Annotated in this window: 14 protein-coding genes and 1 pseudogene; 6 read left to right on the top strand and 9 right to left on the bottom strand. The window is 64.3% G+C overall.

Annotation, left to right across the window (positions count from 1 at the left end; genetic code table 11):
- Window positions 1-152: 152 nt before the first annotated feature.
- On the top strand, window positions 153-614 hold the full coding sequence (locus ACIPZB_RS07350; RefSeq protein ID WP_400639581.1) for a phosphotransferase system, HPr-related protein: 462 nt from the start codon (window positions 153-155) through the stop codon (window positions 612-614).
- 2 nt (window positions 615-616) lie between these two features.
- A complete protein-coding gene (locus tag ACIPZB_RS07345) occupies window positions 617-847 on the top strand; it encodes a metallothionein (RefSeq protein ID WP_400639580.1) in 231 nt (76 codons plus the stop codon).
- Between the two features lie 208 nt (window positions 848-1,055).
- Here ACIPZB_RS07345 and ACIPZB_RS07340 read toward each other — a convergent pair whose 3' ends face one another.
- From ACIPZB_RS07340 to ACIPZB_RS07325, 4 genes are read right to left on the bottom strand one after another with little or no spacing between them, the layout of a single operon-like run.
- Window positions 1,056-1,484, bottom strand: coding sequence for a hypothetical protein (locus tag ACIPZB_RS07340; protein ID WP_400639579.1), 429 nt, complete (start codon window positions 1,482-1,484; stop codon window positions 1,056-1,058).
- A gap of 29 nt (window positions 1,485-1,513) precedes the next feature.
- Complete coding sequence (locus ACIPZB_RS07335; RefSeq protein WP_400639578.1) at window positions 1,514-2,473, bottom strand: lysylphosphatidylglycerol synthase domain-containing protein; 960 nt, start codon at window positions 2,471-2,473, stop codon at window positions 1,514-1,516.
- Window positions 2,473-3,675 carry a cardiolipin synthase ClsB gene (gene clsB / locus ACIPZB_RS07330; RefSeq protein ID WP_400639577.1) on the bottom strand — a complete coding sequence of 401 codons (1,203 nt, stop codon included), beginning with the start codon at window positions 3,673-3,675 and terminating at the stop codon, window positions 2,473-2,475. The genes ACIPZB_RS07335 and clsB overlap by 1 nt, the downstream gene beginning before the upstream one ends.
- Window positions 3,672-4,445, bottom strand: a complete 774-nt coding sequence (locus ACIPZB_RS07325) for an endonuclease/exonuclease/phosphatase family protein (protein WP_400639576.1) — start codon at window positions 4,443-4,445, stop codon at window positions 3,672-3,674. Before ACIPZB_RS07325 ends, clsB begins: the two co-directional genes overlap by 4 nt.
- A gap of 169 nt (window positions 4,446-4,614) precedes the next feature.
- On the opposite strand from ACIPZB_RS07325, the gene ACIPZB_RS07320 reads away from it, so the two are divergent.
- From ACIPZB_RS07320 to ACIPZB_RS07305, 4 genes are all read left to right on the top strand, one after another.
- A complete protein-coding gene (locus ACIPZB_RS07320; RefSeq protein ID WP_400639575.1) occupies window positions 4,615-5,001 on the top strand; it encodes a low affinity iron permease family protein in 387 nt (128 codons plus the stop codon).
- 48 nt (window positions 5,002-5,049) lie between these two features.
- Window positions 5,050-5,601 (top strand): ATP-dependent Clp protease proteolytic subunit, encoded by a 552-nt coding sequence (locus ACIPZB_RS07315; protein ID WP_400639574.1) that lies wholly within the window; start codon window positions 5,050-5,052, stop codon window positions 5,599-5,601.
- A 160-nt stretch (window positions 5,602-5,761) separates the two neighbouring features.
- A complete protein-coding gene (locus tag ACIPZB_RS07310; protein ID WP_400639573.1) occupies window positions 5,762-5,974 on the top strand; it encodes a general stress protein in 213 nt (70 codons plus the stop codon).
- 118 nt (window positions 5,975-6,092) lie between these two features.
- Window positions 6,093-6,380: a DUF6555 family protein gene (locus ACIPZB_RS07305; RefSeq protein WP_400639572.1), complete on the top strand. Its 288-nt coding sequence runs from the start codon at window positions 6,093-6,095 to the stop codon at window positions 6,378-6,380.
- On the opposite strand, the gene ACIPZB_RS07300 is transcribed toward ACIPZB_RS07305, so the two are convergent.
- The 5 genes and pseudogenes from ACIPZB_RS07300 to ACIPZB_RS07280 all read right to left on the bottom strand — a co-directional run bounded on the left by ACIPZB_RS07300 (window position 6,338) and on the right by ACIPZB_RS07280 (window position 11,950).
- Window positions 6,338-6,505, bottom strand: a complete 168-nt coding sequence (locus ACIPZB_RS07300) for a hypothetical protein (protein ID WP_400639570.1) — start codon at window positions 6,503-6,505, stop codon at window positions 6,338-6,340. The genes ACIPZB_RS07305 and ACIPZB_RS07300 overlap by 43 nt on opposite strands.
- 236 nt (window positions 6,506-6,741) lie before the next feature.
- On the bottom strand, window positions 6,742-8,790 hold the full coding sequence (gene paaZ, locus ACIPZB_RS07295; protein ID WP_400639569.1) for a phenylacetic acid degradation bifunctional protein PaaZ: 2,049 nt from the start codon (window positions 8,788-8,790) through the stop codon (window positions 6,742-6,744).
- A gap of 32 nt (window positions 8,791-8,822) precedes the next feature.
- A complete protein-coding gene (locus ACIPZB_RS07290) occupies window positions 8,823-10,055 on the bottom strand; it encodes an OprD family porin (protein WP_400639568.1) in 1,233 nt (410 codons plus the stop codon).
- Window positions 10,056-10,082: 27 nt separating this feature from the next.
- Window positions 10,083-11,651, bottom strand: a pseudogene (locus tag ACIPZB_RS07285) (cation acetate symporter); the annotation flags it as partial.
- On the bottom strand, window positions 11,642-11,950 hold the full coding sequence (locus ACIPZB_RS07280; RefSeq protein WP_400639567.1) for a DUF485 domain-containing protein: 309 nt from the start codon (window positions 11,948-11,950) through the stop codon (window positions 11,642-11,644). The pseudogene ACIPZB_RS07285 and the gene ACIPZB_RS07280, both read right to left, overlap by 10 nt.
- Window positions 11,951-11,975 lie beyond the last annotated feature (25 nt).

Genomic DNA, 11,975 nt, shown 5'->3' with positions numbered 1-11,975 from the left:
CTCCGGGACGATATGCAGGTCTCTAGAAATGGGAGGGAGCAGGGCGCCGGCGAGTTCAAAAATTCGCCACCGGAAAAACTCTGAATCATTGTCTTCCACGGGTAGTCAAACGCCTGTAACGAGTTGAAATACCTGGATGACGGAGAGCCGACATGTCCCGACCCGATAACCCCAAGCCCTATACCCCTGGCGAAATCGATGACACCGAAGACCGCATGGGCAATGTCCACGAACTGGATTTCAACGAGCACGACGACGAGCGCCAGGGCCGCGTGGGGGATGAGCGCCCGGCACGCGAAGTGGACCAGGAATTCCCGCCGCGGCGGGTGGCCGAAAGTGGCATGACCGGTGGCGAGACGCTGAGCGACAGCCTGCACGAAGACAACGTCACCTGGGACGACATGAGCCCGGACACCCTGCTGGATGAAAACGGGGCGCGCGACGACGATGAGCCCGGCACCGACGACGGCCCGGCCGACCAGATGCTGCGCAGTGTCGACGAGCACGAGATTGGCGGTGGCATTGGCCTGGACGAAGCCGAGCTGGCCCGTTCAGATCCCTTGGACGGCGAGCCTTGGACGGATGACGTCGTCGATGAAAAACCGAGGAAATGACCATGAACGAACAACGCTGTGCGTGTCCCCATTGTTCCTGCACGGTGGACGGCAATGCCCTGATGCAGGACGGCAAGGCGTACTGCTGCGAGGCGTGTGCGTCCGGGCACCGCAACGGTGAACCGTGCAGGATGGGCGACTGCAAGTGCGCCCAGGCGTCGCGGCCCCGTGAAAGCACCGTGGACAATGCGCTGGATGAGACCTTCCCGGCCAGCGACCCGATCTCACCTTGATACCCGTGGGATCAACTGTCTTGCTCAATATATAAAAGCTGACCCGATGCCTGTGGGAGCAACTGTCTTGCTCAATTTCAAAAAGCTGACACGATTCCTGTGGGAGCCGGCTTGCCGGCGATAGGGCCAGAACAGCTTGGCCAGTTTTGCCTGTCCCGGCCTCATCGCCGGCAAGCCGGCTCCCACAGGGACCGCGTAGAAAAGACGGTCAGTGGGTCTGCCAAATACCATTGTTGCGCTCGCAATCGCTGCGGGCCTGGCCCAGGCTGGGCGTGTCGTAGTAGTAGGTGATCACCCGCGCATCCTTGGGTAATGCGGGACGCGTCGAGGGCCCATCGCCGCCGCCGGCTTTCGGATTGGCCAAGGCTTCCTGGGTCAGTGGCGCGATGCAGCTGCCAACGCTGCCATCGGCGCAGCGGGCCACCTTGTGCTTCTCGGTGCTGAGCATTTCCTTGCTCTCGTTGCTGCAGGACCAGTTGATCGCCTCCGCTGGCATGTTGCCGAAGCTGTAGCAGGTATGCCCTTCGACAGGCTTGACCGCCTCGCTGGAGGAGCGGGTGACCACATCGCACGCCTCGGCCAGCACCTCGCCGCTGGCCAAACTGCCCAGCATCACCATCAACAGGGATAACCGCATGTGCCACCTCCCGGGCGCGTGGCCCGTGTTCAGGTCTTGCGTAACGTCGCTTTACCGCGTTGGCGCATGGTCCGGGCGCGTTTCTCCAGGACCAGGTAGGTAATCACCGCCAGCAGCAACGGGATCAGGTAATACAGGGTGCGATACCCCAACAGCGCCGCCACCAGGCTGCCCTGGCCCAGCTGGCCATGCAGCAGGGCCAGAAATACGGCCTCCAGTACACCAAGCCCGGCGGGAATGTGCGCCACCACGCCAGCCACGCAACTGATCAGCAGGATGCCGAGAATCGACGGGTAGAACAGATCACCCGGCAACAACCAGTAGATCAGCGCCGCCATCAGCGCCCAGTTGCTGGCCCCCAGCGCCACCTGACACAGCGCCAGGCGCAGCGAGGGCAGGGTGATCTCGTGTTTGCGGATGTGCCAGGTACGCCGTGTGGCGAATGCGCAGGCCAGCAGGTAACCCACGGCCACCGCCAACAGCACGAAGCCGACCACCTGCAACCCGGTCACGCCAAGGGCCCAGCTTTCCGGCAACTTGACCAGGCGCAGGGCGAACACCGTGCCTGCCAGCAGCATGTAGCCCATCCAGTTGGTCAACAGGCCCAGGGTGAGGATCCGGGTGATGGTCGCCGTGTCCAGCCCCAGCCGGCCGTACAGCCGGTAGCGCAATGCCACGCCACCGACCCAGGTGGTGAAGTTCAGGTTGAACGCATAGCAGACGAAGGCCACCGGCAATACCTGACGCGCCGGCAGCTGATGCCCAGTATAGGCCCGTGCCAGCAGGTCGTAACTGGCAAAGGTCAGGTAGCTGCACAACGCCAGACCCAGCCCGACGACCAAGGTGCTCGGTTTGTACGCCACCAGCGACTGGCGCACTTCGTTCCAGTCCAGGTTTCGCGCCAGGGTATACAGCAGCACCGGGATCAGCACGATGAACAGCACGGTCAGCACGCGCTTGCCCCAGGTCTGCCAGGGTTTGTCGGTCATCAGGTCTTGCCCTCGTGCAGGTCGCCCTGGGCCTGCACTTCGGGCTGTACCGAACGCAGGCGCTGCCGATGCGCGGGGAACCAGCCGGCAATGCGCGGGAAGTGGCGGATAACGTGGAAGCACATGAAGATCAGCGGCGCTCGCCACCAGTAACCGCGCACCATGCGTTCCAAGGTCACCCGCTTGCACTGTTCGCTGGCCAACCCCGTAAGGTGCTGGTAGAGGTGCTGGTTGAAGGCACGGTCCCGGATCAACAGGTTCGCTTCAAGGTTGAACGACAGGCTCAGCGGGTCGAGGTTGCTCGACCCCACGGTCGACCACTGATCGTCGACCAGCGCCACCTTGCCGTGCAGTGGCCGCTGGCAGTACTCGTGGATCTGCACCCCATCGCGCAGCAGGTAGTTGTACAGCAGCCGCGACAGGGCTCGAACCCAGCGCATGTCCGGCTGGCCTTGCAGGATCAGCGTCACCTCTACGCCGCGTCGCGCGGCATTGCGCATTTCGCGCAGCAAGCGGTAGCCGGGAAAGAAGTAGGCATTGGCCACCACGATGCGCTGACGTGCGCCGCGAAAGGCCTCCAGATAGCAGGCTTCGATCTCGGTGCTGTGCCGCGCATTGTCGCGCTCGACCAGCACGGCGCTGGCCGGCCCGGCGCTGGCGACGGCGGGGCGGACGTCGCTGGGTGGGTCAAGCACCGGCGCCATCAGCCGCCGGCTCGACGCATGCACCTGCGCCACCACCGGCCCACACACCTCCACGGCATAGTCCTGCTTGGCCATCGGCCCAAAGTCTTCCAGGTGATCGGCGCTGTAGTTGATCCCGCCTATGAACGCGCGCTTGCCATCGACCACCACGATCTTGCGGTGCAGGCGACGGAACAGGTTGGTGCGCATGCCGGCCAGGCGCGGTTGCGGATCGAACGCGTGAAAGCTCACGCCCGCTTCGGTCATCGCCGCAAGGAAGGCGTCCGGCAGGTCTGCCGTGCCGTAGCCATCTGCCGCCAGCTCCACCCGAACGCCGCGCTGCGCAGCTTCGATCAATACCTGTTGCAGCTGCTGGCCGACCTTGTCGTCATAGATGATGAAGGTTTCCAGCAGGATTTCTTCCTGCGCCTGGGCCATGGCCTCGAACACGCGGGGGTAATACCCCTCGCCATTGACCAACAGCTCGACGCTGTTGCCCTCCACCCAGGGTCTGTTCACAGGTTGATCTCCGCAGCCAACGGGGCATGGTCGGACAGGTGCGACCACGGGTATTTGGACAACACCTGGGCCTTGCACGGCATGGCATTGCGCAGGTAGATGCGGTCCAGGCGCAGCAGTGGCAGACGCGCCGGGAAGCTGCGGGCCGGGCTGCCGAAACGTTCGCCGAAGGCTTCCACCAGGCGCTGCGAGAGCACGGCATCGGCTTTCAGGCGCCAATCGTTGAAATCGCCCGCGACGATCACCGGCGCGCTGGCCGGCAAGCTGTCCAGCAGGTCGAGCAACAGCCTTACCTGGCTTTGCCGGTGGGCTTCACGCAGCCCCAGGTGCACGCAGACCGCATGCACCTGATCATGGCCGGGCACGTCCAGGCGACAGTGCAACAGCCCGCGCTCCTCGTTGCCGTGGATCGAAATATCGAGGTTGCGGTGCTCGACGATGGGGAATTTCGACAACAGGGCATTGCCATGGTCGCCATGCGGGTAGACCGCGTTGCGCCCATAGGCGAACTGCGGCCACATGCTGTCGGCCAGAAATTCGTACTGGGGCGTCTGCGGCCACGCCGGATGGCGTTGGGCATGCTGCTCATGACTGCCATGCACTTCCTGGAGGAACACCAGGTCGGCACCGCTGGCGCGCACCGCTTCGCGAAGCTCCGGCAGGATGAAACGCCGGTTCAGCGGGGTAAACCCCTTGTGCACATTGATCGTCAGCACGTTCAGGCGGTGCACCGCGGCCACCTCGGGCAGTCTGGCGCAGCTATCGCTCATGGCCGTCTCCATTGCAAGGCACTTCCGTATCAGGGCGTCTGGAATTGCGACCCACCAGACGGGGCAACGGTTCAGCGTGGTCTGATCAATGGCCGGCAGTCCGAGGCGCGGGAACTTTGCCGTGGTGGGCGTTTCCACCGAAGGACAAAGCCTGCTTGGGAGCGTTGGAATGAAATTCGACCGTTTCGCGCAATGGCTGGCCAATTGGACGGGACGCCCGTGGTCCTTCGGGGTCGCCTTGTTGCTAATCCTGGTATGGGGCGTCAGCGGGCCGCTGTTCCACTTCAACGACACCTGGCAACTGGTGATCAACACCTCGACCACCATCATCACCTTCCTGATGGTGTTCCTGATCCAGAACACCCAGAACCGCGACAACGACGAACTGCACATCAAGGTCGACGAGCTGCTGCGCACCACTCGCCGTGCGCACAAGGCGCTACTGGACCTGGAGGACATGGACCCCGCCCAGTTGCATGCCCTGCGCAAGCAGTATCAACGGATGGGCGAGCGCAGTGACGATGGGCAAACGACCGACGAAGACGCACGCGACTGAAGGTCTGTCCGTTTCACTGGAATGACCCGCCAACCTTTGGAGGCAAGCATGGCCAGACACATCATCCACTTCACCGGACCGATCAATTCATCGACTTGCGGCAACCTGATCAACACCTGTGGCAAGGCCCTGCAACAGGGCGCTGACGTGGTGCAGTTGAATATCGCCACCATGGGCGGGGAGTGCAGCTACGGCTTCACCCTGTACAACTTCCTGCGCGGCCTGCCGGTGCCCTTGCATACCCATAACCTGGGCACCGTCGAGTCGATGGGCAATATCCTGTTCCTGGCCGGCGACCACCGCACCGCCTGCGCCCGCAGCAAGTTCCTGTTCCACCCGTTCCACTGGACGCTGCACGGGTCGGTGGACCATGCGCGCATGGCCGAATATGCGATGAGCCTGGATTATGACTTGCAGCTGTATGCGCAGATCGTCGCCGAACGTACCGAGGGCGCCAGCGAAGTGCTGGACACAACGCGCTACCTGATGGCCTATCCGCGCATCCTGGGGCCTCAGGAGGCGCTGGACAGCGGCATGATCCAGGCCATCGATGAAATGCCCATGGAGGCCGAAGTTGCCCAGTGGAGCGTGCATGCGTAAGGCGTGATGGCCGGGACACAAGCATTTGCCATGACGGTGTTTCGTGCCACCGGTCAGCCGCGGGCAATCCGATTGAGCAGACGCGAGCCTCAATCGCTCGGAAAAGAGGCGTGGCAAAGATTCATGCGTCCATTCCAATTGCAGTGCAAGGAGATACGACATGGCTCGTGACCAAGAGCGGACCGGACAACGTGGCGGCACCAAGGAAACCAACCCCGGCAACTTCGCCAATGACCGCGAGCGAGCGTCCCGCGCAGGCCACAAGGGCGGCCAGGCTTCTGGCGGCAATTTTGCCAACGACCGTGAGCGGGCGGCGGAGGCGGGCCGAAAGGGTGGGCAGAACAGCCACGGCGGCGGGCGTCAGCCCCATTGAATTGCGAATCAGCGGGGCCTCAGGGCCTCGCTTCAGATTGTTCGACAATTTTTTTGAATCTTTACCAAGCGGCATCACTCCATGAAGTGTCATCCATGGAGAACAGGAGGGCCGCGTGATGCCTAATCCCCAGCTGTACATCATCGACTACCAACTGCACGCTGAGCCGCGCAGCTTCATCATTCGCCTGGAGCGGCTGGACAACGCCGAGGCCTGGCATTGGGCGAGCTGCGATGCGGGGATCGGCATCATTCCCAAGTTCGGACGGGAGAAGATCAAGAAGGTCAGCAGGCCCATGGCGGAACGGTACGGGATTACCGAAGTGCGTTGGCGGGTGTCGGGGGACAAACCCCAGTCGACCCATCAAGCGCCCGATTCGGGGTCGCTGGCCGGTACGCCGGGCTGACGCTGATCGTCGTCGGCGACGTTGGGGTCGGCATCCGGGTCGTCGGCCCGGTCGTTGCGTTCCGGGTCCAGTTCGGGCCAGTCATCCTGGGCGTTGCCGCCGCCCATTTTCAGTAGATCGTTCATGGCAGTCTCCGCGGTGGTTGATGCACGTTGGAGTACTGCGCAGGAGTGGATGATCGCTTTTTGTGGGGTTGACCCCGACCAGTGGCAGGCCATGAGTGCTGCGTTGTCTGGGCTGGCTCTATCGCCGGCAAGCCGGCTCCCACAGGTACAGCACAGGCCTCGGGAGCTGTGGAGATCCTTGTAGGAGCTAGCTTGCCAGCGATAGGGCCAGCCCAAGCAACGCAAATGTCAGCCTCTTAGCGCTTGAGCACCAAGGTCAGAATGTCATAGCTGGCCACCAGCTCACCCAGCTGGTTGGTCACCTCCACATCCCACGCCACCACACCCTGCGGCTGCCCCAGCGGGCTGGTCTTGCCCTGGTCGATCTTGCGTTTGCAGGTCAGGCGCGCCTGGATGGTGTCGCCGATGCCCACCGGGTTGATGAAGCGCAGGGTATCCAGTCCGTAGTTGGCCAGCACCGGCCCTGCACCCGGCGACACGAACAACCCGGCCGCCGCCGACAGCACGAAGTAGCCATGGGCGATGCGTTTGCCGAATTGCGACTCCTTGGCGGCGATCTCGTCGAAGTGCATGTAGAAGTGATCGCCCGACAGGCAACCGAAGTTGACCAGGTCCGCTTCGGTCACGGTGCGGCGGTGGGTCAGCAGCGACTCGCCGATGCGCAGTTCGTCGAAGTAGCGACGGAATGGATGCACTTCGGTCTCGATCACCTCGGCACCGCGCACATACTCACCGGTCACGGCGCTGAGCATGCTTGGCGAACCCTGTACCGCCGCACGCTGCAGGTAATGCTTGACCGCGCGCAGGCCGCCCAGCTCCTCGCCACCACCGGCGCGGCCGGGGCCGCCGTGCTTGAGCTGTGGCAGCGGCGAGCCGTGGCCGGTGGACTCTTTCGCAGCTTCGCTGTCCAGCACCAGCAGGCGACCGTGCCAGGCGGCGGCGACCGGGATGGCTTTGGCGGCCACGGCACGGTCGGCGGTTACCAGCGAGGCGACCAGGCTGCCTTTGCCGCGCGCGGCCAGGGCCAGGGCTTCGTCCAGGTCGTCATAGGCCATCAGCGTGCTGACCGGGCCGAACGCCTCGATATCATGGGCGCCGCCCTCGGCATGCGGGTCGCGGGCCTGCAGCAGGGTCGGGGCGAAGAAGGCACCTTCGGCAACCCCTTCGCCACGTGGGCTGAAACCGTCGCTGGCGCCGAACAGCTGATCGCAGCTCTGCAGCAGGCTCTGCACGCGCTCACCGACGTCACGCTGCTGATCATGGGAGGCCAGGGCGCCCATGCGCACGCCTTCCACCGACGGGTCGCCGACCACCACCTTGCTCAGGCGCTCACGCAGGCGCGTGGCGACGGCGTCCAGGTGCTTGGCCGGCACGATGGCGCGGCGGATGGCGGTGCATTTCTGCCCGGCCTTGGTGGTCATTTCGCGGACCACTTCCTTGATGTACAGCTCGAACTCGTCGCTGTCCGGGGTGACATCGGGGCCGAGGATGGCGCAGTTGAGCGAATCGGCCTCGGCGGTGAACGGCACCGAGTGGCGGATCAGGTTCGGTGTGACGCGCAGCTTGGCGGCGGTATCGGCGGAACCGGTGAAGGTCACCACGTCCTGGCCTTGCAGGCGGTCGAGCAGGTCGCCGGTGCTGCCGATCACCAGTTGCAGACTGCCCTCGGGCAACAGGCCCGAGGCATTCATCAGGCGCACCACGGCTTCGGTCAGGTAGCTGGTGGAGGTCGCTGGCTTGACGATGCAAGGCATGCCGGCCAGGAAGGTCGGGGCGAACTTTTCCAACATGCCCCAGATCGGGAAGTTGAAGGCATTGATGTGCACGGCAACGCCCGCACGCGGCACCAGGATGTGGCTACCGGCGAAATGACCTTGCTTGCCCAGCGGGATCGCCGGGCCTTCGTGCACCAGGTTGCCCGAGGGCAGCTCGCGGCTGCCGATGCCCGCGTAGGCGAACAAGGTGGAGTTGCCGCCTTCGATGTCGATCCAGCTGTCGGCGCGGGTGGCGCCGCTGTGGTGGGACAGTGCGTAGAGCTGCTCCTTGCGCTCGGCCAGGTACAGGGCCAGCGCTTTGAGGCGCGCGGCGCGCTGCTGGAAGTCCATGGCCATGAGTGCGGCCAGGCCGCGAGCGCGGGCGAAGTCCACGGCTTCGGCAAAATCCGGGCGCTCTTCGTGGCTGTAGGCCAGGACGTGGCCGTCGAGGGCGCTGCGCAGGGCCTGGGCGCCGTGTTGGCCGATCCAGCGACCGGCGATGAAGCTCTGCAGGGTTGGGGCGTCAGACATGCTGTTCTCCATTCTCGAATAGGGGGGCGCTGTTACCACAGCGCCAGGGTGTAGCCGATGATCAGGCGGTTTTCGTCCACGGCGTTGGTCAGGCCATTGCCGGAACGGAAGGTGACGTTGCGCCAGCGCAGGCTCACGTCCTTGAACGGACCGCTCTGGATGACGTAGGTCAGGTCGGTGTCACGCTCGCGCTCACGGCCATTGCTGACCGTGGCGGTTTCGGCGTGGCGGCCGTCGGTGTAGCGGGTCATGAAGCTCAGACCGGGGATGCCCAGTGCGACGAAGTCGTAGTCGTAGCGCAGCTGCCAGGAGTCGAGCCCAGCGCGGGTGAAGGTGTTGAAGGTCACCAGGTTGACGGTGAACGGGTCGCCGCCATTGACGAACGGAAAGGCGCTGTCACCGGACATCTGCTGCCAGGCGGCGGTGAACTTGTGGGCCCGCACGCCCAGGGTGAACATGGCGTTGAAGTTGCGGTTGTCGATGTTGCCGGCGCGTTCGGCGCCGTCGTTGCGGCTGTCGAAGTAGCGCAGGTCGCTGCGCAGGCTCAGGCCTTCGCCCAGCGGGCGGGTGTCGACCAGGCCGACGAACTGCTGGCGGTAGATGTCTTCGAGCTTGGCGTAGTAGTAGCTGGCGCTGGTCTGCGGGGTGATGGCGTAGCTGCCGCCGGCAAAATCCAGGTGGTCGCTGGTGGCGGCGCCCAGGCCCATGTCATCGCGCCCGGACGAGTCGCGCAGGTTGACCTTGTCCAGGCGCCCGGCGTTGAAGGTCAGGTTGCCGAAGTCCTGGCTGGTCAGCTGGCCGCCCTGGAAGGTCGAGGACAACAGGCGCGTGTCGTTGTACATCACCACCGGCAGCATCGGCTGCAGGGAACCCATGCGCAGGGTGCTCTTGGACACGCGCAGCTTGCCGGTCAGGCCCAGTTCGCTGTAATTGTCGACCGGTTCATGGCTGTTCGGGCCGAACGGCAGCAGCCCGGTGTTGCGCCGGTCGGGACTGGAGTCGAGCTTGATGCCCAACTGGCCCATGGCATCCAGGCCGACGCCAATCGGGCCGTCGGTGAAACCGGACTCAAAGCGCGCGGTGAAGCCTTGGCCCCATTCCTCGGCCTTGGCCTGGGGCGCATTGTCCTGGCGGAAGTCGCGGTTGATGTAATGGTTGCGCAGGTCCAGCCGCGCATGGCTGTCGCCGATGAAGTCGGCCAGGGCCGGCAAGGGCAGGGCGAGGGTGGCCAGCCAGGCGGCGGATTTCAGGTGCATGCGGTTCATTGTTGTTATACCCGACATAGTCAACGATCAGTGCTTGCTGGCGCCGGCGGCGCCGATTCCGGTCATGGAACGGATGAACTGGCCCAGGTAGCGCCCACGCTCTTCACGGGCGCGTTCGGAGCTGTCCGTCACCGAGAACGCCCAGGCACTGAGGAACGCCAGGCTCATGGAGAACAGTGCAGGGTTGCTGTAGGGGAATAGCGCCTGCGGGTTGTGCAGCACGTTGACCCACACCGCCGGGCCCAGCACCACCAGCACGATCGCCGACACCAGGCCGGCCATGCTGCCGATGACCGCACCGCGCGTGGTCAGGCCCTTCCAGAACATCGAGAGCAGCAACACCGGGAAGTTGACCGAAGCCGCCACGGCCAGCACCAGGCCAGAGAGGAAGGCAATGTTCTGCGACTCGAACACCAGGCCCAGCACGACTGCCAGCATGCCGATCACCAGGGTGGCGATACGCGACACGCGCATTTCTTCCTGTTCCGTGGCCTGACCTTTGCGCACCACACAGGCATACAGGTCGTGGGACACCGCCGAAGCGCCGGAAAGCGCAAGGCCGGCGACCACGGCAAGGATGGTGGCGAACGCCACGGCGGAGATGAAGCCGAGGAACAGGTTGCCGCCCACGGCCTGTGCCAGGTGCACGGCGACCATGTTGCCGCCGCCGATGATCGCGCCGGCGGCATCACGGTAGGCAGGCTCGGTGCCGACCATGACGATGGCGCCGAAGCCGATGACGATCAGCAGCAGGTAGAAGTAGCCGATGAAGCCAGTGGCATAGAACACGCTCTTGCGCGCTTCCTTGGCGTCGCTGACGGTGAAGAAGCGCATCAGGATATGCGGCAGACCCGCCGTGCCGAACATCATGCCCAGCCCCAGCGAAATCGCATCCACCGGGTTCGACAGCAAGCCGCCCGGCGCCATGATCGCCTGGCCCTTGGCATGCACGGCCACGGCACTGGCGAACATCGCCTCGGTGCTGAAGCCGAAGTGCTTGAGCACCATGAAGGCCATGAAGGTGGTGCCCGACAGCAACATGACTGCCTTGATGATCTGCACCCAGGTGGTGGCCAGCATGCCGCCGAAGGTGACGTAGGCGACCATCAGCACGCCGACCAGCATCACCGCGTACAGGTAGTCGATGCCGAACAGCAATTCGATCAGCTTGCCGGCGCCGACCATCTGCGCCACCAGGTACATCAGCGCCACGGCCAGGGTGCCGAACGCCGAGCTCAGGCGTACCGGGGTTTGCGCCAGGCGGTACGAGACCACATCGGCGAAGGTGTACTTGCCCAGGTTGCGCAGGCGCTCGGCGATCAGGAACAGGATGATCGGCCAGCCGGCCAGCACGCCCAGGGCATACAGCAGGCCGTCGTAGCCGTTCATGAACATCATCGCGGAAATGCCCAGGAAGGACGCGGCGCTGATCATGTCACCGGCGATCGCCAGGCCATTCTGCATGCCGGTCAGGCCACCGCCTGCGGTGTAGAAGTCGCTGGCCGAGCGGGTACGCAGGGCGGCCCAGCGGGTCACCAGCAGGGTGAAACAGACGAACACCATGAACATCGAGATGGCGGTCCAGTTCATTGCGCGCACTCCTGCTTGACCTTGTCGTTGAGCGGGTCGAGCACGTTATTGGCGCGGTGCACGTAGATGCCGGTGAGGGCGAACGACAGCAGCACCATGAGCACACCGACCAGCATGCCGACGGTGGTCACGCCGCCGTTCAGGGATTGGCCCAGGGTGCTGGGGGAGAACGCCACCAGCAGCACGAAGCCGTAGTAGATCACCAGCATGGCCAGGGTCAGGGTGCCGTTGAGACGGCGCTTGCGCCGGACCAGGTGCTGGAAGTCGGGGTGATTGCTGATGCTTTCGATGTGCTCGGGGGTCATGGCAAGCGATCTCTGGGTTTTGTAA

It is taken from the genome of Pseudomonas sp. NPDC089396 (genome assembly GCF_044749545.1).
In the GTDB taxonomy this organism is placed as follows: Bacteria; Pseudomonadota; Gammaproteobacteria; order Pseudomonadales; family Pseudomonadaceae; genus Aquipseudomonas.
This window is presented reverse-complemented; position numbering and strand designations above follow the sequence as displayed.

Coding starts and splice junctions, on each gene's coding strand:
- ACIPZB_RS07280 (WP_400639567.1), bottom strand. CDS start 11,950: ATGACCCCCGAGCACATCGAAAGCATCAGCAATCACCCCGACTTCCAG.
- ACIPZB_RS07315 (WP_400639574.1), top strand. CDS start 5,050: ATGGCCAGACACATCATCCACTTCACCGGACCGATCAATTCATCGACT.
- ACIPZB_RS07325 (WP_400639576.1), bottom strand. CDS start 4,445: ATGAGCGATAGCTGCGCCAGACTGCCCGAGGTGGCCGCGGTGCACCGC.
- ACIPZB_RS07345 (WP_400639580.1), top strand. CDS start 617: ATGAACGAACAACGCTGTGCGTGTCCCCATTGTTCCTGCACGGTGGAC.
- ACIPZB_RS07290 (WP_400639568.1), bottom strand. CDS start 10,055: ATGAACCGCATGCACCTGAAATCCGCCGCCTGGCTGGCCACCCTCGCC.
- ACIPZB_RS07340 (WP_400639579.1), bottom strand. CDS start 1,484: ATGCGGTTATCCCTGTTGATGGTGATGCTGGGCAGTTTGGCCAGCGGC.
- ACIPZB_RS07320 (WP_400639575.1), top strand. CDS start 4,615: ATGAAATTCGACCGTTTCGCGCAATGGCTGGCCAATTGGACGGGACGC.
- ACIPZB_RS07335 (WP_400639578.1), bottom strand. CDS start 2,473: ATGACCGACAAACCCTGGCAGACCTGGGGCAAGCGCGTGCTGACCGTG.
- ACIPZB_RS07350 (WP_400639581.1), top strand. CDS start 153: ATGTCCCGACCCGATAACCCCAAGCCCTATACCCCTGGCGAAATCGAT.
- ACIPZB_RS07300 (WP_400639570.1), bottom strand. CDS start 6,505: ATGAACGATCTACTGAAAATGGGCGGCGGCAACGCCCAGGATGACTGG.
- ACIPZB_RS07310 (WP_400639573.1), top strand. CDS start 5,762: ATGGCTCGTGACCAAGAGCGGACCGGACAACGTGGCGGCACCAAGGAA.
- ACIPZB_RS07305 (WP_400639572.1), top strand. CDS start 6,093: ATGCCTAATCCCCAGCTGTACATCATCGACTACCAACTGCACGCTGAG.
- paaZ (WP_400639569.1), bottom strand. CDS start 8,790: ATGTCTGACGCCCCAACCCTGCAGAGCTTCATCGCCGGTCGCTGGATC.